We start from the raw sequence: 26,718 nt of genomic DNA on the forward strand, positions 1-26,718 counted from the left end.
GGCTGGACCGTCTACGTCGTCGAGCCGCATGGCGACGAGGCGCGCAGTGCCCAGGGCGGATGGCCGTTGCATACGCCGAGCGCGGCCGATGTCGAGACCGTCTCGCCGGCGGTGCTCGCGCGCTGGCTTGACGAGTCAGCGCCTGGCCAGATCGTGGTGCTCGACGTCACCTCGGGCGTCAACTACGTCAAACGCCACATTCCGGGGGCGTGGTTCGTCATTCGCGCGCGCCTGGCCGAGGCCTTGCGGGAGATCGGCCCTGCGCAGCGGTACGTGCTCACTTGCGGCTCCAGCTTGCTTGCGCGCTTTGCGGCGGCCGATTTGCGGCGTCTGACCGATGCCGAAATCGTGGTGCTCGACGGTGGCACGCAGGCGTGGATCCAGGCTGGGCTGCCGCTCGAATCGGGACCGACGCGGCTGGCGAGCCCGCGCGACGATCGCTATCGTCGTCCGTACGAGGGCACGGACAATGCTGCCGAGGCGATGCAGGCGTACCTCGATTGGGAGTATGGGCTCGTCGACCAGTTGCATCGCGATGGAACGCACCATTTCCGGGTGGTGTGAGCGAGTCAAAGGGACGCCCGGTGGTGCAGGGCGGAGGGAGCGTTGCGTTGCCGTCAATCGGGGGCAGACGTGGCATACTCCCCACCTTCTGACGCCGCCGCCTGACGCCACGATGTGAACCCGATTCACGCGCGGGCGAACCGGTGCCGACTCGCTTTCGAACCCATCATGCCATTGCAGCGCTTCATTGCCCGCCGACTGGGCGCTCTCACCGAACCGAGCACCCGCATTCCTTATGCCTGGGTGTACCACGAGCCCGACGTATTCCTGCAGCGCACGTCATCGTTGAGCGTTGCCAAAAAATACCTGCATCGTCGCTTGCGTCTTGCGTTGAGCGGGCAGTCGAGCCGAGAGGTGCGTCGGGTGTCGCCGGGTGCGCGCGTGCTGTGGATCTATGGGGGCAAGGCATCGGTCGGTGATGCGGTGATGGATATGTCGGGCCGTGCGTTGTTGCGTGGGCGCGAGGGTCCGGTCGATTTGTTGATTACGCCGGGCTTGAAGGGCGTGTTCGAGGGCGACGATATTTTCCGTCACGTGTACGACGATCCGGCGAGTGTGAAGCCGGGCGATTACGACGTCATTGTATTGCAGGAGTTCAACTATCCGACGCTGCGGCTGAAGCGGAAATATTTCCCGTCGCTGCCGTTTGCGTGTTTGTTCCGATTCTTTCACGGGCCGGACCGGAACCAGACCCAGTTCAGCCTTGCGGCGGTCAACGACGTCTTTTCGCTGGGGTTGGCGTCCGACGACTTGTTCGCGCGCGCCAAGCCTTACTTGCGGCAGGAAACGGCGCTGCCGGCGTCGGTCGTGGGGCAAGTATTGCCGGGGGCGTTCCTGGTGTTGGCGATGGGGGGTGTCGAGCCGCGCCGGACGTATGCGCATTGGCGGGAATTCCTTCAGGCGTATGACATTGCGTACCAGCCGGGGATGCCGGATGGCGTAGTGTTGCTGGGGTCGGGCAATGGTGTGGATGCGGCAAACGCGTTAATGGAGGCGAAATTTGTCCATCTGACGCTGACATCTTTCGTGGGTCAGTTGACGTTGCGCGAAGCGAAGCGGGTGATTGCGAACGCGGCGTTATTCGTGGGTGCCGATGGTGGGTTGATGCATGTGGCGCACACGACGTTGACGCCGAGCGTCACGTTGTTTGCGAAGGCGGAGCCGCCGTATCTCAGGCTCACACCGGGATGTCAGTCGACGCCGTTGCAGGCCGATTCGGATGTGAGTGCGGTGGATGCAGCCGAGTTGGCGGAAACGGTGGTGTCGACGCTGGCGAGCATGCCGACGAGGTGAGGGATGGCGGGGAGGGGGGATGGGAAGAGACGGATCGGGGCCCCTTTCTGCAGCGAGTTGGGTTTATGTCTGAGAGGCGGAAAGGGGCCCCGGTCCGTCGTTGAAGCACTGAAGGGGTACGAAGCAGAGGTACGAAGCAGGGGGCCGCATCAGCGACCACAATCGGCGTCATGCAACACCGAGCAGGCGCCCGATCAAAGCGCCGCGCTATAAATGGCAAATGCATCGGCCTGGGTCACTTCGCGCGGGTTATTCACGAGAAGTCGGGTTTGCAGCATCGCGTCGCTGGCCAGACGGGCGATGTCGGTTTGTTTCACGCCGACTTCGCGCAGCGTGCGGGGGATGGCGGTGTCGACGATCAGCGATTCGATGTGTCGGATGAGGGCATCGGTCTTGGCTTCGTCGCTGCCTGAGGCCTTGGCGGGCAGAATCACATCGGCCAGTTCCGCGTAGTGCTGGCTGGCGGCGGGGGCATTGAAGCGCATGACGTGAGAGAGCACGAGCGCGTTCGAGAGGCCATGTGCAACGTGAAAGATGCCACCGATCGGATAGGCCAGGGCGTGAACGGCGGCGACCGGCGAATTGGCGAACGCTTGTCCGGCGAACATCGCGCCAACCAGCATGGCTTCGCGAGCGGCGCGATCGTTGCCGTCGTGACAGGCGCTCAGCAGATTGCGCGAGAGTAACGCCAACGCTTTCACGGCGAGCGTGTCCGAGATTGGATTCTTCAAATGGGCGGACGTATAAGCTTCGATCGCGTGCACCATCGCGTCGATGCCTGTGGCGGCCGTGGCCGCGCGGGGTAGACCGAGCGTGAGTTCCGCGTCCAGAATCGCCAGATCCGCAAAAAGCTGCGGGGAGACAACCCCCATCTTCGTCGTCTCGCCTGTCGTCACGATCGACACGGCCGTCACTTCCGAGCCCGTACCGGCCGTCGTCGGCATCTGCACCAGCGGCAGGCGCGTGCCTGTCACCTTCTTGATGCCATACATCTCCTTGAGCGATTGCGCGCCAGGCAGCAGCACCGCAAGCAGCTTCGCCACATCCATCGACGAGCCGCCGCCCAACCCCAGCACGATCTCCGCGTCGGCAGCGCGAGCGCGTTGGGCCGCTTCCAGCACCACATGCTCCGGCGGGTCGGCGATCACATCGTCGATCACCGACACCTGCCAGCCATGCCTGGCGAGATCCGCCAGTGCCGGGGACAGCAAGCCGCTCTTGTGTAGAAAGCCGTCCGTCACCACACACAAACGCGTGCCCGTCGGATATTGCTCGCGCAGCAATGCCCCCAGACGACGCGCTGCGCCAAATTCCACAACGACGGTCGGAACCGTCTGGAAACGAAAAGCGTTCATGGCCGATATCCTCGTGAGACCTTCACTACCGCGTGCGCGACAAGCCTGCCGCGATCTATCCGGTCGATGCGGTTGACGTCGGCGGGCGCCGCGCCGCGCGCCACCGAACGATGCGAGCCTGAGCGTGAGCCTGATCCTGAACCTGATCTGTTACCCAGCCATCACAATTGCAGGCACAGGTACTTCATTTCGAGGTATTCCTCGATGCCATAACGCGACCCCTCGCGACCCACCCCCGATTGCTTGATGCCGCCGAACGGCGCCACCTCATTCGAGATCAGGCCGGTGTTCAGACCCACCATGCCGTACTCGAGCGCCTCCGCAGTGCGCCATGCCCGTGCGATGTCGCGCGTGTATAAATAAGCCGCGAGCCCGAACTCCGTATCGTTCGCAAAGGCGACGGCGTCCGCGTCGTGCGTGAAACGGAACAACGGCGCGACCGGACCGAAGATTTCCTCACGCGCCACGCGCATTTGCGAAGTGGCCTCCGCAATCACCGTCGGTGTGTAATAAGTGCCGCCCAGCGCGTGCGCGGTGCCGCCCACCAGCACGCGAGCGCCGCGCGACTTCGCGTCGTCCACCAGCGCCACGACCTTCTCGACCGCCTTGCCCTCGATCAGCGGGCCGACCACCACGCCGTCTTCCAGACCGTTGCCCACCTTCATGCCCGCAACGCGCTTGGCGAATTTTTCGGCGAAGGCGTCGTAAATGCCGTCCTGAATATAGAAGCGATTCGCACATACACAAGTCTGCCCGCCATTGCGGTACTTCGCCGCGATCGCGCCGTCAACGGCGGCGTCGAGGTCGGCATCGTCGAACACGATGAACGGCGCATTGCCCCCCAGCTCCAGCGACATGCGCTTGACCGTCGGCGCACACTGCGCCATCAGCAGTCGGCCCACCGCCGTGGACCCCGTGAACGACAACTTGCGCACCCCCGGATGCGACGTCAACACACCCCCCACCGCGCGTGCGTCGCCCGTTACCACCTGGAACACACCGCCCGGAATGCCGGCGCGGTGCGCCAGCTCGGCCAGGGCAAAGGCGGAGAGCGGCGTCAGTTCCGACGGCTTCACCACAATCGCGCAGCCCGCGGCCAACGCCGGGGCCACCTTCCGCGTAATCATCGCTGCCGGGAAATTCCACGGCGTGATCGCCGCGCACACGCCGACCGGTTGCTTGAGCGTGACCAGACGCTTGTCCGAGGCGGGCGTGGCGAGCACGTCGCCATCCACACGCTTGGCTTCTTCCGCAAACCACTCGATGAAACTCGCCGCATAGGCGATCTCGCCACGCGCCTCCGCCAGCGGCTTGCCCTGCTCGCGCGTCATCAGATACGCCAGGTCGTCCGTGTTGGCGACCATCAGATCGAACCAGCGGCGCAAGACCGCCGCACGTTCCTTGCCAGTGCGCGCGGCCCACGGCTTTTGCGCAGCTTCCGCGGCCGCGACGGCCCGCGTCGTCTCCGCCGCGCCGAGTTCCGGCACTTTGGCCAGGACTTCACCGGTGGCCGGGTCCAGTACGTCGAGCGTCTTGCCGCTGTCGGACGCAATCCATTGGCCATCGACCCAGGCGAGTGTCTTGAAGAGGGAGGTGTCTTTAAGTTGCATGGCAGTTGGCCGGGCTCGCCGGCAGTTCCGGTTGGGGAAACGACGCACGGCAGTGTCTCGAATTGCCGCTTGCTGTTCCATCTATTGAACGATATTCTATGTATTGAACCTCATTCTACGTAGCGAACGTTTTCCGTGCAACTCAGGGTTTTCCGAAGGCGGCATTCCCATCACTTGCCCGTACCCTACGGGCGGCGTAGCCCGCCCCGATCCATTTTGACCCTTCTGAAGCCGATTTCCGATTCATGCCCAAGCGCAAACTTGATATCCCCGCCAACGATGCCCGCGACGGCGAACCGCTCAAGACCACCGCGCCCGCTGTGGTGCGCGCCGTACGCATCCTCGATGTGATTGCGGCGGCGGCCGAGCCGATCGCGCTGGCCGATCTAGCGAGGGAGACGGGCGTGCCCAAGAGCACACTGCACGGCCTGTGCGACACGCTGGTCAAGTTGCGGCTCGTGAAGCGCCACGCCAATGGCGGCATGACGATGGGCTCGTACGTGATGGGATGGGCGAATGCGTTCCTGTCGCAGACCCACGTCACCGAAGAATTCCGCGCGGTTTGGGAGGCGTCGTCCGCCTTCGAGCAGGAGACCGTCACGCTGTCTGTGCTCGATGGCACCGACGTGATCTATCTCGCCTGTCACAACGGCAATCGGCCGCTCGGCGTGACCTTCCGCATCGGCATGCGGTTGCCCGCGCCCTACACGGCGACCGGCAAGGCCATGCTCTCGACGCTGCCGGCGGATGAGGCCGCCGATCTGCTCGCCGGTGCCTGGCCCGCGCCGCTCACGCGTGCCAGCGTGGCGACGTATGCGGCGTTGGCCGAAGAGATGGCGCAGGCGCGTCGCGATGGCTACTCGATCGACAACGGGCAGATGCGCGAAGGCATGATCTGCTTCGGCGCACCGGTATTCGATGCGAGCGGTGAGCGCGCCGTCGCGGGGCTCGCCGTCAGTTTCGTCACGAACGACATCGACCTGGCAACGGGCCGGCGCCTCGGGCGCCAGATTCGCGAACTGGCCGATCAGTTGTCGGTACGGCTTGGAGCGTCGGCGCGACGCTGAGACATTGCGCCGGTATGGTGCTAACGGTCCTGCGTCCTGCCGCGTTGCTGTCGGATCGGTTGGGAATCCCATTGGGGATCGATTCCGGAGTGATCCTGGATTGATTTCGAAGTAATTTGAGACCAACTTCCGACGTCACCGGACAAAGAGGCTCGTTTTTCCTTCGGACTTATCCCAAATTCGGCGGCAAAAAAGGCGCGAGTTTGCGCAGGGATCTCGTTGATTTGTGGCGTGGCGAGCCCGTCCAGGGCGCAGGGTTACCGGATCGCCTCGATCCGGAAGGGAGCACGGCCCGACCTGCCGTCAGCGGCGTGCCATCTTCCTGTCAGGTACGTGATGACTGGCCGACAGCGTGGCGTCGCCGTTCGATTGTTATCGTTGGCGGAACAGTCATGTTCGATTCTGCCGGCTATTCCCCTAGGGTTTTCACTGGCATCATTTGGCCTTGACCGATGTCCAGACAAGCCAGCGGAAGCGCGGGGAAGCGCGATCCGGGCGGTGCCATGGGGCGGACATCCATTCGGGAAGCACTACGCCATGTCCAATATCGCAATCGTCTATTACTCGCAAGGCGGCGCGACCGCCATGATTGCGCATTCCGTCGCCCAAGGGGTCAACGACGCCGGTGCGCATGCGCAATTGCTCAGCATCGAGCCGCATCAATTCATCGACGGGCAGTGGCACGACGAGGCCATGCTCATGCGTCTGGCTTCGGCAGACGCCATTATTTTCGGCGCCCCGGCTTTCAAGGGCGGCATCGCCGCGCCGTTCAAGGCGTTTGCCGATGCGACGACCGGCATGTGGCGCCTGCTCGGCTGGCGCAATAAAGTGGCTGGCGGGTTTTCGTTCAGCTATCGTCCCGGCGACGACAAGCGCGACACGCTGGACTACTTCGCGGCGCTCGCCGCGCAGCAGGGCATGTTGTGGGCCGATGCCGACGACGCCGAGATTGCGCCGCGCGCGAGCGCATCCCTGCAACCGCTCGCCAGTTTTCCGGCCGTCACGGCACCCGGAGGGGATGTCGATGCCGCCTACGCGCTCGACCCGGTGGACGTGATCGCCGGCAAGCAATACGGTCGTCATGTCGCGGCGCTCGTCGCGCGTCTGGCCGGCGAGGTGCTCGAGTCACCGGCCGTGCTGGCACGTCGCGCACGCGAAGCGGCCGAGCGCCGGCTGTGATCGGAATCGGCAGCGTCTGAGCGCTGTCGATGCGTGTCAGACGGTCGCTCGAATTCAGTTGCTCGGCGCGCCTTGCGCCGGTTCGGCGTGGATTTGCAACACGGCGTCGCGTTTGGCGAGCAAATGCTTGCGCAGGATGTCGCCGAGGCGTTTGCCGTCGTGCTTTTCCAGCGCGTCGATCATCTGCTCGTGCTCGGCAATGGCGCGATCCCATTTGTCCGCGTGGAAGTTCGAGCGAAAACGCAGCGCCATCAACCGGCGGTTGATCGCGACATAGGTCTGGCGCAACGCCCCGTTGCGCGCGGCTTCATTGATGCGATCGTGAATCGCCTGATTGCGTGCGTAATAGCCCGGCAAATCCTGCTGCGCGCGGCACGCGAGCATCGCATAGTGCAGCGCCTTGATTTCGGCCAGCTCGACCGGCGTCATCCGTTCGGCGGCCAACTCGCCTGAAAACGCTTCGAGCGCGCTCATCAGCTCGAACATCTCCCGGATTTCTTTCTCCGTCATGCGGGCAACACTTGCCCCGCGATTCGGCGCAATCTCGATCAGTCCCTCGGCGGCCAGCACTTTGAAGGCCTCGCGCAGCGGCGTGCGCGAGATGCCTAGCGTCTCGCACAACTCCCGTTCATTGAGTTTCACGCCCGGCGATAGCACGCCCTCGATGATGAGCTTGCGCAGGTGCTCGACGACCGTGTCGTGCAAGCGCAGGCGCTCCACTCGGGGAATGTCTGGGGCGGCAATCGTCGATGTGTTTTCCATGCTTTGCATTCAAAATCCGTAAATCTCTATGGTCGTGATTGTAACGTATGGCGCGACGCGCTCGTGTCTCTAGGGTAAACGACTGTATTAAAACGGCTTCCTGCCTCTTGCGAAAGTAGCGTGCTCTGCTAAAGTATTTTGCATGCAAAATTCAAAAGAGAATTTTCAAGAGGAGAAAGACGTTCATGCTGAAGCTTGATTTTCATCCCTCGGGCCGCCATTTCCTGCAAATTCCAGGCCCCAGCCCGGTGCCCGATCGCATTCTGCGCGCCATGAGTTACCCGACGATCGATCATCGCGGCCCGGAATTCGGCGCGCTCGGCCGCAAGGTGCTCGCCGACATCAAGAAGATTTTCAAGACCGAGCAGCCCGTGGTGATCTACCCGGCATCGGGCACCGGTGCGTGGGAGGCGGCGCTGTCGAACACGCTCTCGCCGGGGGATTCTGTGCTGATGTTCGAGACGGGGCATTTCTCCACGTTGTGGGAGAAGATGGCCGAGAGTCTCGGCCTGAAGCCCGAGTTCATCGGCCTGCCGGGGACCGACGGCTGGCGCCGCGGGGTGCAGCCCGACATGATCGAAGCGCGTCTGCGCGCCGACACCGGGCACGCGCTCAAGGCCGTGTGCGTGGTGCATAACGAAACCTCGACGGGCGTCACGTCCGACATCGCGGCCGTGCGCCGTGCCATCGACGCGGCCGGACATCCCGCGCTGTTGCTCGTCGACACGATTTCGGGCCTGGGCTCGGCCGATTACCGTCATGACGAATGGGGCGTGGACGTCACCGTCTCGGGCTCGCAAAAGGGACTGATGCTGCCGCCGGGCATCAGCTTCAACGCGGTCTCGACCAAGGCGCTCGACGCCGGTCTCCACGCAAAACTGCCGCGCGCGTTCTGGGGCTGGCAAGACATCATCGAAGCGAACAAGAACGGCTACTGGCCGTACACGCCGAACACGAACCTGCTGTACGGCCTGTCCGAAGCGCTCGACATGATCTTCGAGGAAGGGCTGGACAACGTGTTCGCGCGCCACCAACGCCTGGCCGAAGCCACGCGCCGCGCGGTGCGCGCGTGGGGGCTGGAGATTCAGTGTCAGGACCCGTCGGTCTACAGCCCGGTGCTCACCGGCGTGGTCATGCCGCAAGGCGTGGACGCCGACGACGTGCGCAAGCGGATCTACGAACGTTTCGACATGTCGCTGGGGCAGGCGCTGGGCAAGATTCGCGGCACGATGTTCCGCATCGGGCATCTGGGCGACTGCAACGACCTCACGCTGATGGCAACGCTTTCGGGGTGCGAAATGGGGCTGCGGATGTCCGGCGTGAAACTCGCCGGGTCAGGCGTGGTTGCCGCAATGGACTACCTGGCGCAAGCGCGGGACACGCCGTCGCTCAAGGTGGCCGCCTGAGGCGTCGTCGTCGCAGGGACTGGGCGATGGGGGGCCGCCACCGTCTGGGGCGCCCCTGCAGTGAACGCTTGATCTGTCATTCAGACGGCACGGGGCCACACCGTAGAAGGGCCCCGGCCGCCGCAACACCTTTTGCGCCGCCGGCATGTTGCCGGCGCGCTTCACAGGCTGTTTCAGGAGACATGCAATGAAGCTTTTCAGAGCGACCCGGGTCGTGCTGGTGATGCTATGCGTCATGTATTTCATCACCTATCTCGATCGCGTCAACGTCAGCACGGCCGCGGCCGGCTTCGGCAAGGAATTCAATCTCAACAAGACGGAAATCGGTCTCGTCTTCTCGGCATTTGCCTACCCCTACCTGGTCTTTCAAATCATTGGTGGCTGGGTGAGCGATCGCTTCGGAGCGAAGCGTACGCTGCTCGTGTGCGGTGCGTTGTGGGCGGTCGCGACGATCCTCACCGGCATGGCGGGTGGTCTCGTCACGCTGTTACTCGCGCGCCTGCTGCTCGGCCTTGGCGAGGGCGCCACGTTCCCGGCCGCCACGTCGGCCATGTCGCGCTGGGTCGCCAAGGAGAAGCGCGGCTTTGCGCAGGGCATCACGCACGCGGCTTCGCGCATCGGTAACGCCGTGGCGCCCGCCGTCGTCGTGTTCATCATGGCCACGCATGGCTGGCGTGAATCGTTCTATCTGTGCGGGATCGTGAGCCTGGTCTGGGTCGCGGTGTGGGGGCTCACGTTTACCGAGCGCCCGCAGGATCATCCGCGCATCACGACCGAAGAACTCGCCCTGTTGCCGCCGGTGAAAGCCAAGCGCGCGTCGTTGCCGTGGGGACCGCTCTTCAAGCGCATGATGCCGGTCACCATCGTGTACTTCTGCTACGGCTGGACGCTTTGGCTCTTCCTGTCGTGGATTCCCCAATACTTCCTGCACAGCTACGACCTCAATCTGAAGAAGTCGGCGCTGTTCGCCTCGAGTGTGTTCTTCGCCGGTGTGCTCGGCGATACGTTGGGCGGTATCGTGACCGACAAACTGTACGAGCGCACCGGCAGCCTGAAGCGCGCACGTAGCTGGATGGTGTCGATCTGCATGCTGCTCACGCTGCTCTCGCTCGTGCCGATGCTGTTCACGCACCAACTGTATGTGTCGGTGGCATGCCTGGCGTTCGGCTTCTTCTTCGCCGAGATGACGATCGGGCCGATGTGGTCGATTCCGATGGATATCGCGCCGGAACACTCGGGCACGGCCAGCGGCATGATGAACACCGGGTCGGCACTGGCTGCGATTCTCTCTCCGGTGATCTCGGGGTATCTCATCGATCGCACGGGCAACTGGGAATTGCCGTTCGTCGGCAGCATGATGCTCATGGCCCTCGGTGTCGTGCTGGCCTTCCGCATGCAGCCCGAGAGCAAATTCTCCCTCGACGGCGATGCCGCCGCAGCGAGCAACACCCGTCAGGCCGTCTGACTTGCGCATAACCCCTGCCGGACCGGCGTCACGCCTGCCCGGCAGGATCGTCTCGCCCCGATTTGCCCTGGGTCCGTCTCGTCCAACACCCGCAACGTCATGAATTCCCAATCGAACTCTCGCGCGAACGCGCATCCGAATCTCGTCGGCCAGCCCGTGCCTCTGATGCCAATGCAGCGCGGCGGCGTTGCGCTCACGCCGTTGCAGGACCGTCTGCGTCGCGAGCTGCGCGGCGATGTGTGCTTCGATCGCGCGAGCCGTGGCCGCTACGCGACCGACGCGTCGATCTATCAAATTTTTCCGATCGGCGTGGTGGTGCCGCGCGATCAGGACGATCTGATCCTCGCCCTCGATATCGCGCGCGACCTGCGCGTACCGGTGCTCGCACGCGGCGCGGGCACGAGCCAGTGCGGCCAGACCATCGGCGAGGCGCTTGTCATCGACAACAGCAAGTGGCTGGGCCGCGTGGTAGCGTTCGACGCCGTGGCGCGCACGGTCACCGTCGAGCCGGGCATCGTGCTCGATCACCTGAATGCGTGGCTCAAGCCGCACGGCCTGTGGTTCCCGGTGGACGTGTCGACGGCCGCGCAATGCACCGTCGGCGGTATGACGGGCAACAACTCGTGCGGCTCGCGCTCCCTCGAGTACGGCAACATGGTGCACAACGTGCTGAGCATCGATGCCGTGCTGGCCGACGGCGCGCAACTGCATTTCGGCGCGCTCCATTCGCCGCCCACCGACGCCCGCACGCAGGCGATTCTCGCGAGCGTGCACGCCATTGCCATGCGCGAGCGCGAGGAATTGCGCGAGCGTGTGCCGCGCGTGCTGCGGCGTGTCGCGGGCTACAACCTCGATCTGTTCGACTGCCTCAACCCGCGCGCCTATACGGACGACGGCGTCGCCAACCTGTCGCATCTGCTGGTCGGCTCGGAAGGCACGCTGGCGTACAGCCGCCAGATCACGCTCAAGCTCGTGCCGCTGCCGGTGCACAAGACGCTGGGCGTGGTGAACTTCCCCACGTTCTATCAGGCGATGGATCTCACACAGCACATCGTCAAGCTGGGGCCGGTGGCGGTGGAACTGGTCGACCGCACGATGATCGACCTGGCGATGGACAACCCCGCGTTCTGTCCCGTGATCGAGACGGCGCTCGTCGGCGATCCGCAAGCGATTCTGCTGGTGGAATTCGCGGGAGACGACGCCGGCGCGCTTCGCGCCAGGCTCGACGATCTCGCCACGCTCATGGCGGATCTCGGGTTGCCGGGCGTCGTGGTGAAGATGCCCGACGCGGGGCCGCAGAAAGCGCTCTGGGAAGTGCGCAAAGCGGGCCTGAACATCATGATGAGCATGAAGGGCGATGGCAAGCCGGTGTCGTTCATCGAAGATTGCGCGGTGCCGCTGGAACACCTTGCCGAATATACGCGGCGTCTGACCGAAGTGTTCCATCGTAACGGCACCGAGGGCACATGGTATGCGCATGCGAGCGTGGGCACGCTGCACGTGCGGCCGATCCTGGACATGCGTCGCGACGGCGCCGTGAAGATGCGTGCTATCGCCGAGGAGGCGGCGGCGCTCGTGCGCGAATACAAGGGCGCCTATTCAGGCGAGCACGGCGACGGGCTGTGCCGCGGCGAGTGGGTGGCGTGGCAATATGGTCCGCGGCTGAACGCGGCGTTCGGCGAGATCAAGCAACTGTTCGATCCGGACAATCGCTTCAACCCGGACAAGATGGTTCGTCCACCGAAGATGGACGCGCGCGAGTTGTTTCGCTTCGCACCCGGCTACGCCGCCCAACCGATCGCGCCCGCGCTCGACTGGACGGCGTGGAACGTACAGCGCAACGCGCTGACCGGCGAGCAGACGGCGCCCGACACCGGCACCGATGCCACACACGGACTCGCGTCGGCCGTCGAGATGTGCAACAACAACGGGCACTGTCGCAAGTTCGACGCGGGCACGATGTGTCCGAGCTACCGCGTCACGCGCGATGAACAGCACGTCACGCGCGGACGTGCGAATACATTGCGTCTGGCCGTGTCGGGGCAATTGGGCGAGGCGGGGCTCGCCAGCGACGACGTCAAGGCGGCGCTCGATCTGTGCGTGTCGTGCAAGGGCTGCAAGCGCGATTGCCCGACAGGCATCGACATGGCGCGCTTCAAGATCGAGGCGCGTCACGCGCGGGCCAAGCGTCACGGCGTGTCGCTGCGCGACAAGTTGATCGCCTATCTTCCGCGCTACGCCCCATGGGCCAGCCGCGTGGGCGGTCTGCTTGATGCGGCGCAGCGGCTGCCGGGCAGCAACGTGGCGAAGCGCTGGCTCGGCCTGGCGCCGGAGCGCTCGCTGCCGGCGCTGAAGGCTTCGTTCCTGGACCATCAGGTGCCACTGGCGGACCCGAGCGCGGGAGATTCGGCGGGGCTGCGCCAGGTGCTGCTGTTCGTCGACACGTTCAACAATTACATGGAGCCGGAGAACGCGCGCGCCGCGAAGCGCGTGCTCGAAGCCGCCGGGTATACCGTTCACGTGAATCGGCGGGCGGGCGAGCGGCCGTTGTGCTGCGGTCGCACGTTCCTCGCGGCGGGGCTCGTGGATGAGGCGAAGGCGGAGGCGCGGCGCCTGCTCGACGCGCTGATGCCGTTCGTCGAGCGCGGCGTGCCGATCGTGGGCCTGGAGCCGTCGTGCCTGCTGTCGCTGCGCGACGAGGTGCTGAGCTACGGTTTTGGCGATGCGGCCCGCAAGTTGGCCGACAACGCGTTTCTCTTTGAGGAATTTCTGGTTCGTGAGAAGACGGCGGGGCGCTTCGACGTCGCCTGGCGCGCGCTGCCCGACGGTGTGGGCGAAGCCCTGGTGCACGGGCACTGCCATCAGAAGGCGTTCGACGCGTTCTCGCCCGTCACGGCGGTGCTTGGATGGGTGCCGGGGCTGAAGGTATCATCGATCGAATCGTCATGCTGCGGCATGGCGGGCAGTTTCGGATACGAGGCCGAGCACTATGACACGTCGCGAGCGATGTCCGAATTGACGCTATTGCCCGCGGTCAGACAGCGCGGCGAGAATGCCATTGTGGTTGCCGACGGCACCAGTTGCCGGCATCAGATCCACGATGGCGCGCAGACGCAAGCGCTTCATGTGGCATGTGTGCTGGACCGCGCGCTGCCCGCGTGAATGCCGTTTTTTTGCAAATGCCTTTCAAAGGATTGTGATGCCCGATTCGGACAATACGGCTTCGGCCTCTTCGGCCTCTTCGGCCTCTTCGGACTCTTCGAGCGCCTCCTCCGGGCGTCTTGCGGTGCCGCCGGTCGCCCGTGTGGGAGATTCGCTTGCCCAGGTGGCCACGCCGTCCTTGCTGCTCGATCTCGACGCCTTCGACGCGAACGTCGCGCGCATGGCGAGCGCGGCCGCCGCGCGCGGGGTGGCGGTGCGTCCGCATGCCAAGGCGCACAAGTGCGCCACGATCGCCCAGGCGCAGATGGCGGCGGGCGCGGTGGGCATCTGCTGTCAGAAGCTCACCGAGGCGATTCCGTTCGTCAACGCGGGCATCGGCAGCATCCACATCAGCAACGAGTTCGTTGGCGAAGCCCGTGTGGCGCTGGCCGTGGCGATGGCCGCGCGCGTGACGCTGTCCGTGTGCGTGGACGACGTGCGTCAGGTGGCGCCGCTCGGCAAGGCGGCACAGCGCGCCGGTGTGCGCATCGCGGTGTTGCCCGAGGTCGATGTGGGGCAGGGGCGTTGCGGTGTCGATTCGACGCAGGCGGTGGGCAAGCTGATCGACGCGATCGATCATTACGAAGGGCTGCGCTTCGGCGGGTTGCAGGCGTATCACGGCAGTGCGCAGCATGTCGATGGCTGGCTCGCGCGACGCGACACGGCACGGCTTGCCGCCGATCGTGCGGCGGACTATGTGCGCTTTCTGGAGGCGCGCGGCATCATCTGTCCTGTGGTGACCGGCGGCGGGACCGGCACGGCCGAGTTCGACATCGAGAGCGGCGTTTATACGGAGGTTCAGCCTGGCTCGTATGTGTTTATCGACGGTCATTATGGCTCGCTGGAATGGCGCGGCGACTGGCGCTTTCGTCATGGGCTCTTTCTCGCGTCGACGGTCATGAGCACGGCGCGCGCGGGCATCATCGTTTGCGACGCGGGACTCAAGAGTGTGGCGACCGATTCCGGGTTGCCTCGCTTCTGGTCGTCGCAACAGGCGGGCCAGCCGCAATATCGCACGGCGTCGGACGAGCATGGCGTGCTCGAACTGGCGTCGCCCGACGAGGACGGCGTTCCCTGGCTCGGCGAGCCGATCCTGCTTGTGCCGGGACATTGCGATCCGACGGTCAATCTCTACGACCGATACGTCGCGGTGCGACACGGACGAGTCGAAGGGCTATGGCCTATCGAGGCGCGCGGACTCAGTCAGTGAGCGCGAGCGCGGCATGGCCGATCGGGATGGACGCCGATACGTCGCGTCCGCGCCAAATATTTTGGGGTGGGGGCTTCCCAACCTTCGAAAACCGCGCTATAGTCTCACTTCTTCGCCGTACGGGGGTATAGCTCAGCTGGGAGAGCGCTTGCATGGCATGCAAGAGGTCAGCGGTTCGATCCCGCTTACCTCCACCAAAACGGAAGACTTTATGTCCCCTTCGTCTAGAGGCCTAGGACATCACCCTTTCACGGTCAGTACAGGGGTTCGAATCCCCTAGGGGACGCCAGATTTACCGGCGTGACTCTCGGAGCTTTCCGAAAGAACGACGCTCAATCGGTTGTCGACAAACGCGCTTGGCTTCATCGCCAAGCGCGTTTTGTTTTTCTGCGGTGGATTGCGCGTGCATCCACGGCATGCGATGCGGCAATCGCAATCGCAGACGCGAACGCACGCAATGGCCGTCGCGCTTAACGCACCGGCGAACTCGCCCGCTTCCCCACCACCGTTTTCCACGGGCGCACGCGCCACGACTTCACCAGTCCATGGGCTACGTAGGGATCGGCGTTCGCAAACGCTTCCGCCGCAGCCGGCGAGTCGCCTTCGAAGAGTAGGGCGGCCGTGTCGACGGGGGATTCCAGGGCGCCGGCCAGGAGCAGTTCGCCACGTTCGGCCGCTTGCCATGCGAGCGCCAGATGCGCGTCGCGGTACTGACCTCGCCGTTCGAGATAATCGTCGACGAGGTCGTAGGTGAGCAGGTAATGCATGGTCATGCCTCCGTTGAGTTCGCTGCCGTACCGCGTTCATTATCCGCAAAACGCCGACGGCAGGGCAGAGGGCTACGCGTGACGCACCGCTACCCCGTAAGTGCTCACTATGCGTTGGTCCTGCTCCCTCGCGGAAAACGCTTCCCACATCAAGCCGTTGCAATCGGTGCTGCTCGAGTATTCCGGGGCGGCGTCGTCCTCGAAGCCGACGTGTCGCAGTTCTCCGGCGCGTGACGGCGATTGATTGATCGAGAAGTTCAGCAGATCGGTGCGCCACATGGCGTACGCACCCGACACGACAGCCGTTGGCGGCTGACCGAGACGGACCGAATAGTCCTGGATGGACTCGTCGAGATCGCGCACGGCGAGTGCGATGTGGAAGCGCTTCATAGGGTCTCCTGACGGTGAGCATAGCGATGCATCGACGCGGGGCAGTGTGAGTGCCCGCTCGCGTGGCAAGCGGAGCGTCGATGAAGCCCATCATAGAGCGCGTTGGAAGGCCCAGCCAGACGAGCCGCTATCCCGGTATTCAACGTAATGGGGTATGTCGCCGCTCCCGATAGAGCGCCCGACGACAACGCCGGGCGTTACGTGAGCGGGCGCTTACTGGGGCCGCTGGAAATCGTTCTCGATCCACGCGCGGGCGCTGTGGCGCGAGAGCTTGAACGTAGGCGGCACCTTGACCGACGCGACGGTTTCGCCGAAACGGTCGACAGCGCTCAGCACAGCGTGGGGGTCGTAGTCGTCGGGCACGATGTCGAGCGTGACGTCGATGTCGCCGTCGGGGCCGTCGACGCTCACGCGCTTGTGCAACTGGGCGCGCAACTGCTGTTCGTGACGGCGCAGCACTTCGTCGGCCGTTTTCACCAGCGTGTGGAAAGCGCCAACATCGAGCGGCTTCGGATTCTTCTTGTCACGCCCCATGGTCCAGGGACCGACGAGCGCCGGCTCGGATTCGCCGTCCTTGTACATGGCGACCGCCCAGCCGTCGTCGTCCTCGTTCTTGACGACCTTGGCCGTCCATCCGTCGTCGCGCCAAAGGCGGGCGTCGTGGATGGCATCGCCGCTATCGGCGGAGTTCTCGGTCGGAAGAAGGTTGGCGGGGGTGGCAGTCACTGGCGAAGATCGGTGCGTGGGGATGGGCGGATGATGGTGCGAGGCGCGTCGAAGCGCACGGCTGAAGGATGCGATTTTACCGCGTCCGGCCAAAGCGCGGACGCATTCGCTGCGCTGCGTAGGCAAACGCGTGATGCCAGCGTCAACCGCTCACTCGTTGGCGATCGCCAGCGCCACGAGCAGCAGCACTGGCAGCACCACGCACCAGAACCCCGTGCCGTGATACGCGAAGCCGCCGAAAACGGCCCCGACAGCGAACGCCGCCAAGGCGGGAATCATCTTGCGCAGACGCGCTCGCACGGCGTTGTCGTCGCTGCAATGACCGCTCGCCAACTCGACGATATCGATCACGATTTGCGTAGTGTTGCCGGTCATGATCGTGGTGGGGGCCAGATCGGCGAGCACCAGGCGCCCGACGGCATTCTGGATCGCGAGGGCAGCCACGCCGAACATGCCCGACAGAATCGCCAGCGGCGCATCGGCCGAGATGATGGGTTGTGCCGCCATGCCAACGATCATGAAGCCGAGCAGCAGCAACGTTTGCACCACGAGCAGCCGCCGCAGCGGCCGTCGTTCCGTTCGCGAGAAGCGCTGCACCACGAGTTTCACCAGCGCGACGACGATGACGAACACGGGCAGTGCCAACAGTTTGGCCAGCACGCCGACATGGGTGCTCGCGACCAACTGCACGCCGATCATCACGAAGTTGCCGGTCACGTGCGCGGTGAACAGTCCGAACAACGCGATGAAGCCTACGACGTCGATATAGCCCGCCACGAAGGCGAGTGTCATGCCGATGGCCGTGGGTTTGGCAAAGTGGCTCACCCACGTGCGCGCAACGGTGGCGGCCTCGGTCGGCGTGGGGATGTGGCGGGGGGCACCCATGGCAGCTCCTCTGTCGACTTGCATGGCAGGTTTTGCGCATCCGGTTCGGCATGCGAGGCAAGCGCAGGCAGGCACGGTGTGCGAGTGAAGCATATCACCGCCGGATGCGGGACGATCGCGCGGTGACACCGCGCAGCGTCGATCCCGCAGGCGATCGCGTCACCGTTTCCGTGAGGCGTCGGCGTGCCCGGCGAGAATGTTTCGGGGCTGATAGCATGTCTTATCGCACGTTTCGAGTGCGCTCACCGTCATGCCAAACTTCGAGGAGCCTTCCGATGTCGATCTCTCTTTATCGCGCCACCGTCCCGGTCTATCTGCGTGGCCTGACCGTCATGGCCGACTACCTGCAGAAGGCGCGCGCGCATTGCGAAGCGAACGCGCTCGACCCGGCGACGATTCTCAAGGCGAAGCTCGCCCCCGATATGCTCGACTTCGTGGCGCAAGTGCAGCGCGTGAGCGACACGGCCAAGTTCGCGGTCGCGCGAATCACGGGCGTGGAGTCGCCGAAGTTCGACGACAACGAGACGACGTTCGACCAACTGCGCGATCGCGTCGCGAACACCGAGGCGTTCATCGCCGGTATTCTCGAAGATCGATTCGATGGGGCCGAGTCGCGACAGATCACCCTGAAGTTCAAGGACCATCAGACGACGATGGACGCGGTCGACTATCTGTTGAAGTTCGCATTGCCGAACTTCTATTTTCATGTCACGACCACGCACGACATTCTGCGCGCGCAAGGCGTGGCGGTCGGCAAGGCGGATTATCTCGGCCCGTACGAGACGCAGAAAATCTGACCGGCGCGTGCCGATTGGCAGCGCCGGCGGGAAACGCGCCGATGCGGGCTGACTAAAGCCGCCGCGTCAGCGCGTGGAGCCGGCACGATGCAAGCGCCTCTCGTGCATCAGGGAAGGGACGACGGCAGAGACGGCAGACGCGGTTCCATCATGGCGAGCACCGTGCGCGCGGCTTCGTCCGACGAGGCCGGATTCTGGCCCGTGACCAGCCGGCCGTCGCCGACCACATGCGATTGCCAGTTGTCGGCCTTCTCATACAACCCGCCCAGCCGTTTGAGTTCGTCTTCAACCAGGAACGGCACCACGTCGGTGAGACCGACGGCGGCCTCCTCCTCGTTGGTGAAGCCTGTGACGTGGCGCCCCCGTACGAGCGGCTCACCGTTCGCGCTGCGCACCTGACGCAGCACCCCCGGCGCATGGCAGACGAAGCCGATGGGCTTGCCGGCGCGCTCGAAAGCTTCGATCAGACGGATGGAGTTCGGGTCTTGCGCGAGATCCCATAGCGGGCCGTGGCCGCCGGGGTAAAAGACGGCGTCGTAGTCGGTGACCTTGACGTCGGCGAGCCGGAGGGTGTTCGCCAGCGCCTGCTGCGCGACCGAGTCTTCACGGAAGCGTCGCGTGGCATCGGTCTGGGCATCGGGCTCGTCGCTTTTCGGATCGAGCGGCGGCTGGCCGCCTGCGGGGGACGCCAGCGTGACCGCCAGTCCCTCGTCGATGAACACGTAGTACGGTGAGGCGAATTCTTCGAGCCAGAAACCGGTCTTCTTGCCCGTGTCGCCGAGGCGGTCGTGCGAGGTCAGCACCATCAGGATGTTCATGAATCGTCTCCTTGTCGAGTCGGCCATTCGGGCAATTCTACCCGTCATCGGGCACGCTCGCCCGCGACGGGCTCGCGCGCGTCTCTTGTGAGCAAAATTCGCAGAAAGCGGTGATCGAATTCGATTTGCGGAGCATCGGACGTCCGCTATGCTTGTGCGGATGCCGGCACCGCCCGCCGCCATTCAGCCCACGCAAGACCCTACGACCCGGCGGCGACTGCCGTCCTCAGGAGCAAGACATGCAATTGATCGGAATGCTCGATTCCCCCTACGTGCGCCGCACGGCGATTTGCCTGAAGTTGCTGGGCCTACCGTATGCGCATCACGCGCTCTCCGTGTTTCGAACGTTTGACGAGTTTGCCGAGATCAATCCGGTCGTGAAGGCCCCGACGCTCGTGACCGACGACGGCACGGTGCTCATGGACTCCACGCTGATCCTGCAATACCTGGAGACGCTGGTCGATCCGGCGCAGCGGCTTGTACCGAGCGATCCTGCCGAGCGTTTGCGCGCATTGCGCCTGACGGGCCTGGCCTTGGCGGCGTGCGAAAAGTCGGTGCAACTGGTGTACGAGCGCGAACTGCGTCCGAGCGAGAAGCGGCACGTCCCGTGGACCGATCGCGTGCGCAAACAGGTGCATGCAGCCTTTCACGCGCTGGAGGTCGAACTGGCGCAAGTGCCTATCGTGGCAACGCCGGACCGGATCGGCGAGCACGGCGTGACGATCGCCGTGGCATGGCGGTTCCATCACCTGTTGGTGCCGGAACTCGACTTCACGGCCGAGTTTCCGGAAGTCGCCAGCTTTTCCGTGCAGGCGGAAGCGCTCCCGGCGTTTCTCGAAACACCGCCGACCTGACCGACACGGCGGCGGCACACGCCTGGCGCCGGACGGCTTGCCGTCCGGCAGGCGGGGTCAGCTCTTGAGCCGGTAACCGGTCTTGAACATCCAGGCGACGATGCTCAGGAAGACGGCGAGGAAAACGAGCGTCATGCCCAGACTCACCCCGACGCTCACGTCCGCCAGCCCGTAGAAGCTCCAGCGAAAACCGCTGATGAGATACACAACCGGATTGAACAGCGTGACGGTACGCCAGAACGGCGGCAGGATGTGCGTCGAGTAGAAGCTACCGCCGAGAAAGGTGAGCGGCGTGATGATGAGCAGCGGCACGAGTTGCAGTTTCTCGAAGCCGTCGGCCCAGATGCCGATGATGAAACCGAGCAGGCTGAACGTCACGGCCGTGAGCACCAGGAACAACACCATCCATATCGGATGTTCGATGCGCAGCGGCACGAACAACGCGGCCGTGCCGAGCATGATCACCCCGAGCACGATCGACTTGGTGGCTGCCGCGCCCACGTAGGCAATCACGATCTCCATATACGACACCGGCGCGGAGAGGAGTTCGTAGATCGTGCCGGTGAAGCGCGGGAAATAGATGCCGAACGACGCGTTCGTGACGCTCTGCGTGAGCAGCGAGAGCATGATGAGGCCCGGCACGATGAACGCGCCGTAAGGCACGCCCTCGATTTCGGGAATGCGCGAGCCGATGGCCGCACCGAACACCACGAAGTACAGCGAGGTCGAGATGACCGGCGAGATGATGCTCTGCATCAGCGTGCGACGCGTGCGCGCCATCTCGAAGTTGTAGATCGCCCTGACGGCGTAGAAATTCATGGCGCGGCTCATCCTTCTTTCCTGTGCACGAGCGAGACGAAGATATCTTCGAGCGAGCTTTGCGTCGTATGCAGATCCTTCACCGAGATACCGGCGCGTTCCATGTCGCGCAGCAGGGTGGCGATGGACGTCTGCTCGATGTTGGCGTCATAGGTGAAGACGAGTTCGGTGCCGTTGGCGTCGAGCGTGAGGCCGTAGGCAGCCAGCGCCTCGGGCACGGCGCTGAGCGGCTCGGTCAGTTGCAACGTGAGTTGCTTGCTGCCCATGTGCCGCATCAGCTCGGTCTTCTCCTGCACGAGCGTGATCTGCCCGCCGGTGATGATGCCCACGCGATCGGCCATCTCCTCGGCTTCTTCGATGTAGTGCGTGGTGAGGATCACGGTCACACCGGTCTCGCGCAACGAGTTCACGAGACGCCACATGTCGCGACGCAACTCCACGTCGACCCCGGCGGTGGGCTCGTCGAGGAACAGCACGCGCGGCTCGTGCGAGAGCGCCTTGGCGATCAGCACGCGCCGCTTCATGCCGCCCGAGAGCTGCATGATGCGACTGTCCTTCTTTTCCCACAGCGAGAGCGAGCGCAGCACCTTTTCGATGTGCGCCGGATTTGCGGGCTTGCCGAACAGGCCGCGCGAGAACGAGACAGTGGCCCACACCGACTCGAACGAGTCCGTGGTCAGCTCCTGCGGAACCAGCCCGATGGCCTCACGCGCGGCACGGTAGTCCGTGACGATATCGTGACCGTCGACGGTGACCGTGCCCGAGGTCGGACGCACGATGCCGCAAATGGTGCTGATGAGGGTCGTTTTGCCGGCGCCGTTCGGGCCGAGCAGGGCGAAGATCTCGCCGCGCTGGATTTCCAGATTGATGTTCTTGAGCGCCTGGAAACCGGTCGCGTACGTCTTCGACAGATTCTGGATTGAGATCACGGATGGCATGGCGGCGACGATAGCACAGGCGTGAAGAACTTGTTGGGCACGCCGCGCGGGCGCAAAAAAGCGGGCAGCGGGGCCGTCGTCGGCGCCGATACCCGCCCACAGCAACGAAGCGAGCGGCCGGACAAGTGCCCGGCGCGCGCCGATACCTCAGCCCTTCGGCATTTCTTTCGGCACGATCACCATCCAGTTCATGCCGAAGCGGTCCTTGACCATGCCAAACGTCTTCGCGAAGAAGGTCTCGCCGAGCGGCATGTTGACCTCGCCGCCGTCGGCGAGCGCGTGGAAAGCCTTCTCGGCCGCGGCCACTTCAGCGAAGTCGACCGACAGCGAGAAGCCGTCGAACTTGGGCTTGCCGCTCACCATGCCGTCCGAGGCCATCACCATCGAATCGCCGAGGGTGAATTCGCCATGCATGATCTTGTTCTCACTTCCGGGCGGCAGCATCCCCGACGGGCACGGCTCAGGGCTCTCGCCGTAGCGCATGAGCATGCCGCGCTTCGCGCCCAGCACTTTCTCGTAGAACGCAATGGCTTCTTCGCAACGACCTTCAAAAAACAAATAGGAATGGACTTGCATGGAACGCTCCTCTCGATTCGGATAAAGGGGGGGGGGGCGTGGCGACACCCCGGCAGACAAGGATTACGGTGCGAACGTCATGGGTACCGACGCGTGCTCGTGCACCACGCGCCAGCGACCTTGCGTCTTGCGATAGCCCACGGTCGCGCGCACGGTGGCGCCGTGCGTCTGTCCGTCGGGGCCGGTGTTGCGAACCACATTCACACTGTGGCTGAACGCCAGATCGCCGGCGTGCACGAGATGCCACTGCGTGACTTCGAAATGGATTGGCCCGACCGTGTGGCCGAACCAACCCTCGAGCAGACGGCGATACGCCTCGGTGCCGCGATGCTCGATGGGCGGCATCACGTCGAACACGACGACGTCAGGGTCGTAATGATCGAGCAGTGTGCCGACCGACTTGCTGCGCACGGCGTCGAGCCATGCCGAATGAATCGCCCGAATGGCGGCTTCGTCGCCGTGTGCAGGATACGTCTCAACCATAGTGCCTCCTGATGTAAAGCGAGTGACTTCTGGTGGGGAACGGCAACGGCGACGATACGCCCCTGCCGCCCGGTACATCGAGACATGATGCACCGCAACTTGTCTTTGTGGACAGTGTACACAAACAATAGCAGACATAATGGACACTGTCCACAAGGGGTTGTAATGACTGAACAGGTAACAACGGCCGGCCCGGCGCGCACGACATATCGACATGGCGACCTGCGCCGGGCGTTGCTCGAGGCCGGGATTGCGCTGGCACGCGAGGGCGGGCCGGATGCGGTTGTCTTGCGCGAGGCGACGCGCCGCGCCGGGGTCGTGCCGAATGCGGCGTACCGGCACTTCGCGAATCGTCAGGATTTGCTCGACGCCGTGCGCTCGGCGGCCCTGGCCGAATTGGCGGTGGCCATCGAACTTGAGTTGGCGGCACGGGAGACCTCGGCGCTCGACATGGTTGCGCGCGCCCGCGCCGGGCTGCGTGCTGTCGGCATCGGTTATCTGCACTTCGCTCGCGCGCATCCGGGGCTGTTTCGAACGGCCTTTTCTCCGTCGGAGAATGTGCGTTCGGCGGCCGATCCGGCCAAGGCGGGGGCGAGCGGTCTCAACCCGTTCGAACTGCTGGGGGCGGCGCTCGACGGTATGGTCGCGGCTAAGCTCATCGACGCGGCACAGCGACCCGGCGCGGAGTATCTGGCCTGGGCGGCCGTGCATGGATTGTCCGTGCTGGTCATCGACGGCCCGCTGCGCGATCTGCCCGACGATCAGGTCGACGGGTTGGGGCAGCGCCTCGTCGCAATGGTCGAGCGGGGGCTATCGCAAGGGGGGGAGTGTCAGTGAGGCGCAGACAGCCGCAATGGTCGTCGCGTGGGGCATTTGCCCACCGACTTCAACAGATGGCAACGCAACATTAAATCGCCGTCAGACGTGGTGTCAGTAAGTCGGCGAGCCAGTTCATGAACACCTGGGCGCGCCGGGGCAGGTGACGGCGGTTCGCATACAGCAAGGTGACCGCCAGCGGCTGCGCTTGAAACTCCGGCAGCACGGCTTGCAGCGTGCCGTCGGCCAACAGCCCTCGCACGCCGCTCTCGGGCGCCTGAATCAGCCCGAGTCCGGCGAGGCACGCCGCTTGATAGGCGTCGGCATTGTTCACGGTCAGTACGCCTTCCATTGGCCACTGCGCATAGCGTTCGCCGTCGAAATATTCCCAGCCCACGGGGCGAGCGCCCAGCGTCGTCGCGTAGTGGATCAGTCGATGCGAGCGCAGGTCGTCGAGCGAGCGCGGTATGCCGTAACGGGCGAGATACGCCGGGCTCGCGACGTTGATCTGCCGCATGTGGCCGAGCGGTCGCGCGATCAGCGTCGAATCGGCGACGGCGCCCACGCGCAGCACGCAGTCGAATCCTTCGCGCACGAGATCGACACGCCGATCGGTGCTCGACAGTTCAAGGCGCAGGGCCGGATGTTGCGCCAAGAAGGCGGGCAGTTGCGGAATGACGGTCGTACGCGCGAGCGTGGCAGGCAAATCGACGCGCAGACGGCCTGTCAGCGCTTCGTCGCGCGCGACGAACATCGTCTCCCACTCTTCCATGTCGGCGAGCAAATCCTGGCATCGCTCAAGGCACGCTTGGCCATCTTGCGTGAGTTGCACGCGTCGTGTGGTCCGATGCAGCAGGCGCGTGCCCAGCTTGGCCTCCAGTTGCTTGATGGCATTGGAGACGCTGGCGCGAGGCAGGCCAAGACTGTCGGCGGCCTGCGTGAAGCTGCCGGTCTGCGTAACACGCACGAAGATGCGCATGGCGTCGAGCTGATGCATGGTAAGCGACGGTCGATCCAATCGTTGATTGTTATGGAAATTTGATCAGTGTAATCAATTATTGCGGGTTTATTGGTGAAATTCGTTGCAATAACCTGTTGAACATACCGCCGCACCTCAACCTGCCGTCTGTCACCGACATCGAACGGCACGGGTGTCGATGGGGTTCAACAGGGCGTTGCCAACCGGCAAGGCCCAACGCCTTCAGGAGAAATACCATGACTCGCAAAATCGTTCTCATCACCGGTGGCAGCCGCGGCCTGGGCCGCGCGTCGGCGCTCGCAGCGGCACGTCGCGGAATCGACGTCATCCTCACCTATCGCAGCCAGCGCGCGGAAGCCGACGCGGTGGTGGCTGAGATCGTCGCGCTGGGTGCGAAAGCCGTGGCCTTGCCGCTCGACGTGTCGGATGCCTCGCAGTTCGGCCCGTTCGCCGCGCAAATCGGGCGCGTGTTGGGCGATGTCTGGCAGCGCGATACGTTCGATTTCCTCGTCAACAACGCCGGAACGGGCTTGCACGCGCCATTCGTCGAGACGACCGAAGCGCAGTTCGACGACCTCGTGCGGCTGCACCTGAAGGGACCGTATTTCCTCACGCAGACGTTGCTGCCGCTGATCTCGGACGGCGGACGCATCCTGAACGTCTCGAGCGGTCTGGCGCGATTCTCGCTGCCGGGCGCGTCGGCCTACGCGATGATGAAGGGCGGTATCGAGGTGTTTTCGCGCTACCTGGCGAAGGAGTTGGGCGCGCGCGGTATTCGAGCCAATACGGTGGCGCCGGGCGCCATCGCGACGGACTTCAACGGCGGCACGGTGCGTGACAATCAGGGCGTCAATCAGATGGTGGCCGCGAACACGGCGCTGGGCCGCGTGGGCGAGGCCGACGACATCGGCGGCATTGTGGCGGCGCTGCTGGCCGACGAGACCGGCTGGATCAATGCCCAGCGCATCGAGGCGTCGGGCGGGATGTTCGTCTGACGGCCGACGGCCTCATGGGAGCCTCAGTGAGGGGGCGGTGAGGCATCAGTGAGCGGGACGGCGTGAGCGCATCGAACCGGACCAGGCCACGGCGCCGACGATGCACACACCGCCCGCGGCCATCTTGAGCGTGGGCGAGGTGCCGAACAGCGCCCATGCGAAGGCGATGGCGTAGACCGGCTCGAGGGCGATGACGACCGCGGCCTGGCTGGCTTTGACGGTGCGCAGCGCATGGATGAACAGCGTGTAGGCGAGGGCGGTGCACACGACGCCGAGGCATGCGAGCCACCCCCATTGCGTCGCGGGGAGCGACAGTGCCTCGCGCCAGGTGAACGGGCCGAGCACGAGCAGGATGCCGAAGCATTGCCACCAACTGGCCTGCAGCGGCGAGACCTGCGCGCCCAGCACGCGATTGGACAGGGCGATAACGGCGTAGAGGGCGCCGGAGAACACTCCCCACGCGAGACCGACGGTTGCCCCGGCGCGCCAGTCGAACGCCGGGGTGACGAGCGCCAGTCCGACGCACACGAGTGCGATGACGCCCGCGTCGCCCAAGGTGGGGCGCTCGCGACGCAATGGCCATTCAAGCAGGATCACGAACGCCGGGAAGCAGGCGAAGCCGAGCGTGCCGACGGCAACGCCGCCCGCTTTGATCGCCAGGAAGAACGCGAGCCAATGCGCGCCGAGGAGCCCGCCGGCGAGGATGAGTCGCAACGCCGAGGCGGGCGAGAGCCCGCGCCACGGCGCGCCGCCCGCGACCCGC

The 26,718-nt window shown here is 64.5% G+C and carries 26 protein-coding genes and 2 tRNA genes; 14 read left to right on the forward strand and 14 right to left on the reverse strand.

Annotation, left to right across the window (positions count from 1 at the left end; genetic code table 11):
* Together A985_RS29535 and A985_RS26450 are read left to right on the forward strand one after the other, a co-directional pair.
* Positions 1-564 (forward strand): rhodanese-like domain-containing protein (locus tag A985_RS29535; RefSeq protein ID WP_255349107.1); only part of this gene is annotated, 564 nt, incomplete at its 5' end.
* Positions 565-732: 168 nt separating this feature from the next.
* A complete protein-coding gene (locus A985_RS26450) occupies positions 733-1,857 on the forward strand; it encodes a glycosyltransferase family 9 protein (protein WP_017235227.1) in 1,125 nt (374 codons plus the stop codon).
* Between the two features lie 194 nt (positions 1,858-2,051).
* On the opposite strand, the gene A985_RS0120410 is transcribed toward A985_RS26450, so the two are convergent.
* Positions 2,052-3,212 (reverse strand): iron-containing alcohol dehydrogenase, encoded by a 1,161-nt coding sequence (locus tag A985_RS0120410; RefSeq protein WP_017235228.1) that lies wholly within the window; start codon positions 3,210-3,212, stop codon positions 2,052-2,054.
* A gap of 161 nt (positions 3,213-3,373) precedes the next feature.
* The gene (locus A985_RS0120415) at positions 3,374-4,822 is read right to left on the reverse strand and encodes an NAD-dependent succinate-semialdehyde dehydrogenase (protein WP_017235229.1); all 1,449 of its coding nucleotides are present in this window, start codon (positions 4,820-4,822) and stop codon (positions 3,374-3,376) included.
* 245 nt (positions 4,823-5,067) lie between these two features.
* Between A985_RS0120415 and A985_RS0120420 the strand changes: the two genes are divergently transcribed.
* Positions 5,068-5,889 (forward strand): IclR family transcriptional regulator, encoded by an 822-nt coding sequence (locus A985_RS0120420; protein ID WP_017235230.1) that lies wholly within the window; start codon positions 5,068-5,070, stop codon positions 5,887-5,889.
* A 537-nt stretch (positions 5,890-6,426) separates the two neighbouring features.
* Positions 6,427-7,068 (forward strand): flavodoxin family protein, encoded by a 642-nt coding sequence (locus A985_RS27225; protein WP_017235231.1) that lies wholly within the window; start codon positions 6,427-6,429, stop codon positions 7,066-7,068.
* A 54-nt stretch (positions 7,069-7,122) separates the two neighbouring features.
* Here the strand turns inward: A985_RS27225 and A985_RS0120430 are convergent, their stop codons facing one another.
* Positions 7,123-7,839, reverse strand: a complete 717-nt coding sequence (locus A985_RS0120430) for a GntR family transcriptional regulator (protein ID WP_017235232.1) — start codon at positions 7,837-7,839, stop codon at positions 7,123-7,125.
* Positions 7,840-8,015: 176 nt separating this feature from the next.
* On the opposite strand from A985_RS0120430, the gene A985_RS0120435 reads away from it, so the two are divergent.
* The 6 genes from A985_RS0120435 (at position 8,016) to A985_RS0120460 (ending at position 15,401) form a co-directional block, all read left to right on the forward strand.
* On the forward strand, positions 8,016-9,236 hold the full coding sequence (locus tag A985_RS0120435; protein ID WP_017235233.1) for an alanine--glyoxylate aminotransferase family protein: 1,221 nt from the start codon (positions 8,016-8,018) through the stop codon (positions 9,234-9,236).
* Between the two features lie 187 nt (positions 9,237-9,423).
* On the forward strand, positions 9,424-10,701 hold the full coding sequence (locus A985_RS0120440; RefSeq protein ID WP_017235234.1) for an MFS transporter: 1,278 nt from the start codon (positions 9,424-9,426) through the stop codon (positions 10,699-10,701).
* A 165-nt stretch (positions 10,702-10,866) separates the two neighbouring features.
* The gene (locus A985_RS0120445) at positions 10,867-13,863 is read left to right on the forward strand and encodes an FAD-binding and (Fe-S)-binding domain-containing protein (RefSeq protein ID WP_232424698.1); all 2,997 of its coding nucleotides are present in this window, start codon (positions 10,867-10,869) and stop codon (positions 13,861-13,863) included.
* A gap of 163 nt (positions 13,864-14,026) precedes the next feature.
* On the forward strand, positions 14,027-15,112 hold the full coding sequence (locus A985_RS0120450) for a DSD1 family PLP-dependent enzyme (protein ID WP_017235237.1): 1,086 nt from the start codon (positions 14,027-14,029) through the stop codon (positions 15,110-15,112).
* 121 nt (positions 15,113-15,233) lie between these two features.
* A tRNA-Ala gene (locus A985_RS0120455) sits at positions 15,234-15,309 on the forward strand.
* Between the two features lie 16 nt (positions 15,310-15,325).
* Positions 15,326-15,401: transfer RNA gene (locus A985_RS0120460), tRNA-Glu, on the forward strand.
* A gap of 181 nt (positions 15,402-15,582) precedes the next feature.
* On the opposite strand, the gene A985_RS0120465 is transcribed toward A985_RS0120460, so the two are convergent.
* The 4 genes from A985_RS0120465 to A985_RS0120480 form a co-directional block, all read right to left on the reverse strand.
* The gene (locus tag A985_RS0120465) at positions 15,583-15,879 is read right to left on the reverse strand and encodes a YciI-like protein (RefSeq protein WP_026132214.1); all 297 of its coding nucleotides are present in this window, start codon (positions 15,877-15,879) and stop codon (positions 15,583-15,585) included.
* Positions 15,880-15,951: 72 nt separating this feature from the next.
* Positions 15,952-16,269, reverse strand: a complete 318-nt coding sequence (locus A985_RS0120470) for a hypothetical protein (protein ID WP_017235239.1) — start codon at positions 16,267-16,269, stop codon at positions 15,952-15,954.
* 213 nt (positions 16,270-16,482) lie between these two features.
* Positions 16,483-16,995: a hypothetical protein gene (locus tag A985_RS0120475; protein ID WP_017235240.1), complete on the reverse strand. Its 513-nt coding sequence runs from the start codon at positions 16,993-16,995 to the stop codon at positions 16,483-16,485.
* A gap of 150 nt (positions 16,996-17,145) precedes the next feature.
* Entirely contained in the window at positions 17,146-17,880 is a 735-nt protein-coding gene (locus A985_RS0120480; protein ID WP_017235241.1) for a YoaK family protein, read from the reverse strand.
* A 275-nt stretch (positions 17,881-18,155) separates the two neighbouring features.
* Between A985_RS0120480 and A985_RS0120485 the strand changes: the two genes are divergently transcribed.
* Positions 18,156-18,677 (forward strand): DUF1993 family protein, encoded by a 522-nt coding sequence (locus A985_RS0120485; RefSeq protein WP_017235242.1) that lies wholly within the window; start codon positions 18,156-18,158, stop codon positions 18,675-18,677.
* Between the two features lie 107 nt (positions 18,678-18,784).
* Here A985_RS0120485 and A985_RS0120490 read toward each other — a convergent pair whose 3' ends face one another.
* On the reverse strand, positions 18,785-19,495 hold the full coding sequence (locus tag A985_RS0120490; protein WP_017235243.1) for a type 1 glutamine amidotransferase domain-containing protein: 711 nt from the start codon (positions 19,493-19,495) through the stop codon (positions 18,785-18,787).
* A gap of 239 nt (positions 19,496-19,734) precedes the next feature.
* On the opposite strand from A985_RS0120490, the gene A985_RS0120495 reads away from it, so the two are divergent.
* Complete coding sequence (locus A985_RS0120495; RefSeq protein ID WP_017235244.1) at positions 19,735-20,349, forward strand: glutathione S-transferase family protein; 615 nt, start codon at positions 19,735-19,737, stop codon at positions 20,347-20,349.
* A 57-nt stretch (positions 20,350-20,406) separates the two neighbouring features.
* On the opposite strand, the gene A985_RS0120500 is transcribed toward A985_RS0120495, so the two are convergent.
* The 4 genes from A985_RS0120500 to A985_RS0120515 form a co-directional block, all read right to left on the reverse strand.
* Positions 20,407-21,168 carry an ABC transporter permease gene (locus tag A985_RS0120500; RefSeq protein ID WP_026132215.1) on the reverse strand — a complete coding sequence of 254 codons (762 nt, stop codon included), beginning with the start codon at positions 21,166-21,168 and terminating at the stop codon, positions 20,407-20,409.
* 8 nt (positions 21,169-21,176) lie between these two features.
* The gene (locus tag A985_RS0120505; RefSeq protein WP_039830619.1) at positions 21,177-22,106 is read right to left on the reverse strand and encodes an ABC transporter ATP-binding protein; all 930 of its coding nucleotides are present in this window, start codon (positions 22,104-22,106) and stop codon (positions 21,177-21,179) included.
* Positions 22,107-22,253: 147 nt separating this feature from the next.
* Entirely contained in the window at positions 22,254-22,682 is a 429-nt protein-coding gene (locus tag A985_RS0120510; protein ID WP_017235247.1) for a VOC family protein, read from the reverse strand.
* A 63-nt stretch (positions 22,683-22,745) separates the two neighbouring features.
* Positions 22,746-23,165 carry an SgcJ/EcaC family oxidoreductase gene (locus A985_RS0120515; protein WP_017235248.1) on the reverse strand — a complete coding sequence of 140 codons (420 nt, stop codon included), beginning with the start codon at positions 23,163-23,165 and terminating at the stop codon, positions 22,746-22,748.
* A 165-nt stretch (positions 23,166-23,330) separates the two neighbouring features.
* Between A985_RS0120515 and A985_RS0120520 the strand changes: the two genes are divergently transcribed.
* Positions 23,331-24,002, forward strand: coding sequence for a TetR/AcrR family transcriptional regulator (locus A985_RS0120520; protein WP_017235249.1), 672 nt, complete (start codon positions 23,331-23,333; stop codon positions 24,000-24,002).
* 70 nt (positions 24,003-24,072) lie between these two features.
* Here A985_RS0120520 and A985_RS0120525 read toward each other — a convergent pair whose 3' ends face one another.
* A complete protein-coding gene (locus A985_RS0120525; RefSeq protein ID WP_017235250.1) occupies positions 24,073-24,978 on the reverse strand; it encodes a LysR family transcriptional regulator in 906 nt (301 codons plus the stop codon).
* A 218-nt stretch (positions 24,979-25,196) separates the two neighbouring features.
* Here A985_RS0120525 and A985_RS0120530 point away from each other — a divergent pair, with 218 nt between their 5' ends.
* Positions 25,197-25,955, forward strand: coding sequence for an SDR family NAD(P)-dependent oxidoreductase (locus tag A985_RS0120530; RefSeq protein WP_017235251.1), 759 nt, complete (start codon positions 25,197-25,199; stop codon positions 25,953-25,955).
* A gap of 45 nt (positions 25,956-26,000) precedes the next feature.
* Here A985_RS0120530 and A985_RS26460 read toward each other — a convergent pair.
* Positions 26,001-26,718, reverse strand: a 718-nt coding sequence (locus A985_RS26460; protein WP_017235252.1) for a DMT family transporter, incomplete at its 5' end; no start/stop codon positions are given.

Origin of the sequence: Pandoraea sp. B-6 (genome assembly GCF_000282835.1) — a bacterium.
GTDB lineage: Bacteria > Pseudomonadota > Gammaproteobacteria > Burkholderiales > Burkholderiaceae > Pandoraea > Pandoraea cepalis.

Coding starts and splice junctions, on each gene's coding strand:
- A985_RS26450 (WP_017235227.1), top strand. CDS start 733: ATGCCATTGCAGCGCTTCATTGCCCGCCGACTGGGCGCTCTCACCGAA.
- A985_RS0120410 (WP_017235228.1), bottom strand. CDS start 3,212: ATGAACGCTTTTCGTTTCCAGACGGTTCCGACCGTCGTTGTGGAATTT.
- A985_RS0120415 (WP_017235229.1), bottom strand. CDS start 4,822: ATGCAACTTAAAGACACCTCCCTCTTCAAGACACTCGCCTGGGTCGAT.
- A985_RS0120420 (WP_017235230.1), top strand. CDS start 5,068: ATGCCCAAGCGCAAACTTGATATCCCCGCCAACGATGCCCGCGACGGC.
- A985_RS27225 (WP_017235231.1), top strand. CDS start 6,427: ATGTCCAATATCGCAATCGTCTATTACTCGCAAGGCGGCGCGACCGCC.
- A985_RS0120430 (WP_017235232.1), bottom strand. CDS start 7,839: ATGCAAAGCATGGAAAACACATCGACGATTGCCGCCCCAGACATTCCC.
- A985_RS0120435 (WP_017235233.1), top strand. CDS start 8,016: ATGCTGAAGCTTGATTTTCATCCCTCGGGCCGCCATTTCCTGCAAATT.
- A985_RS0120440 (WP_017235234.1), top strand. CDS start 9,424: ATGAAGCTTTTCAGAGCGACCCGGGTCGTGCTGGTGATGCTATGCGTC.
- A985_RS0120445 (WP_232424698.1), top strand. CDS start 10,867: ATGCCAATGCAGCGCGGCGGCGTTGCGCTCACGCCGTTGCAGGACCGT.
- A985_RS0120465 (WP_026132214.1), bottom strand. CDS start 15,879: ATGCATTACCTGCTCACCTACGACCTCGTCGACGATTATCTCGAACGG.
- A985_RS0120470 (WP_017235239.1), bottom strand. CDS start 16,269: ATGAAGCGCTTCCACATCGCACTCGCCGTGCGCGATCTCGACGAGTCC.
- A985_RS0120480 (WP_017235241.1), bottom strand. CDS start 17,880: ATGGGTGCCCCCCGCCACATCCCCACGCCGACCGAGGCCGCCACCGTT.
- A985_RS0120485 (WP_017235242.1), top strand. CDS start 18,156: ATGTCGATCTCTCTTTATCGCGCCACCGTCCCGGTCTATCTGCGTGGC.
- A985_RS0120490 (WP_017235243.1), bottom strand. CDS start 19,495: ATGAACATCCTGATGGTGCTGACCTCGCACGACCGCCTCGGCGACACG.
- A985_RS0120495 (WP_017235244.1), top strand. CDS start 19,735: ATGCAATTGATCGGAATGCTCGATTCCCCCTACGTGCGCCGCACGGCG.
- A985_RS0120500 (WP_026132215.1), bottom strand. CDS start 21,168: ATGAATTTCTACGCCGTCAGGGCGATCTACAACTTCGAGATGGCGCGC.
- A985_RS0120505 (WP_039830619.1), bottom strand. CDS start 22,106: ATGCCATCCGTGATCTCAATCCAGAATCTGTCGAAGACGTACGCGACC.
- A985_RS0120510 (WP_017235247.1), bottom strand. CDS start 22,682: ATGCAAGTCCATTCCTATTTGTTTTTTGAAGGTCGTTGCGAAGAAGCC.
- A985_RS0120515 (WP_017235248.1), bottom strand. CDS start 23,165: ATGGTTGAGACGTATCCTGCACACGGCGACGAAGCCGCCATTCGGGCG.
- A985_RS0120520 (WP_017235249.1), top strand. CDS start 23,331: ATGACTGAACAGGTAACAACGGCCGGCCCGGCGCGCACGACATATCGA.
- A985_RS0120525 (WP_017235250.1), bottom strand. CDS start 24,978: ATGCATCAGCTCGACGCCATGCGCATCTTCGTGCGTGTTACGCAGACC.
- A985_RS0120530 (WP_017235251.1), top strand. CDS start 25,197: ATGACTCGCAAAATCGTTCTCATCACCGGTGGCAGCCGCGGCCTGGGC.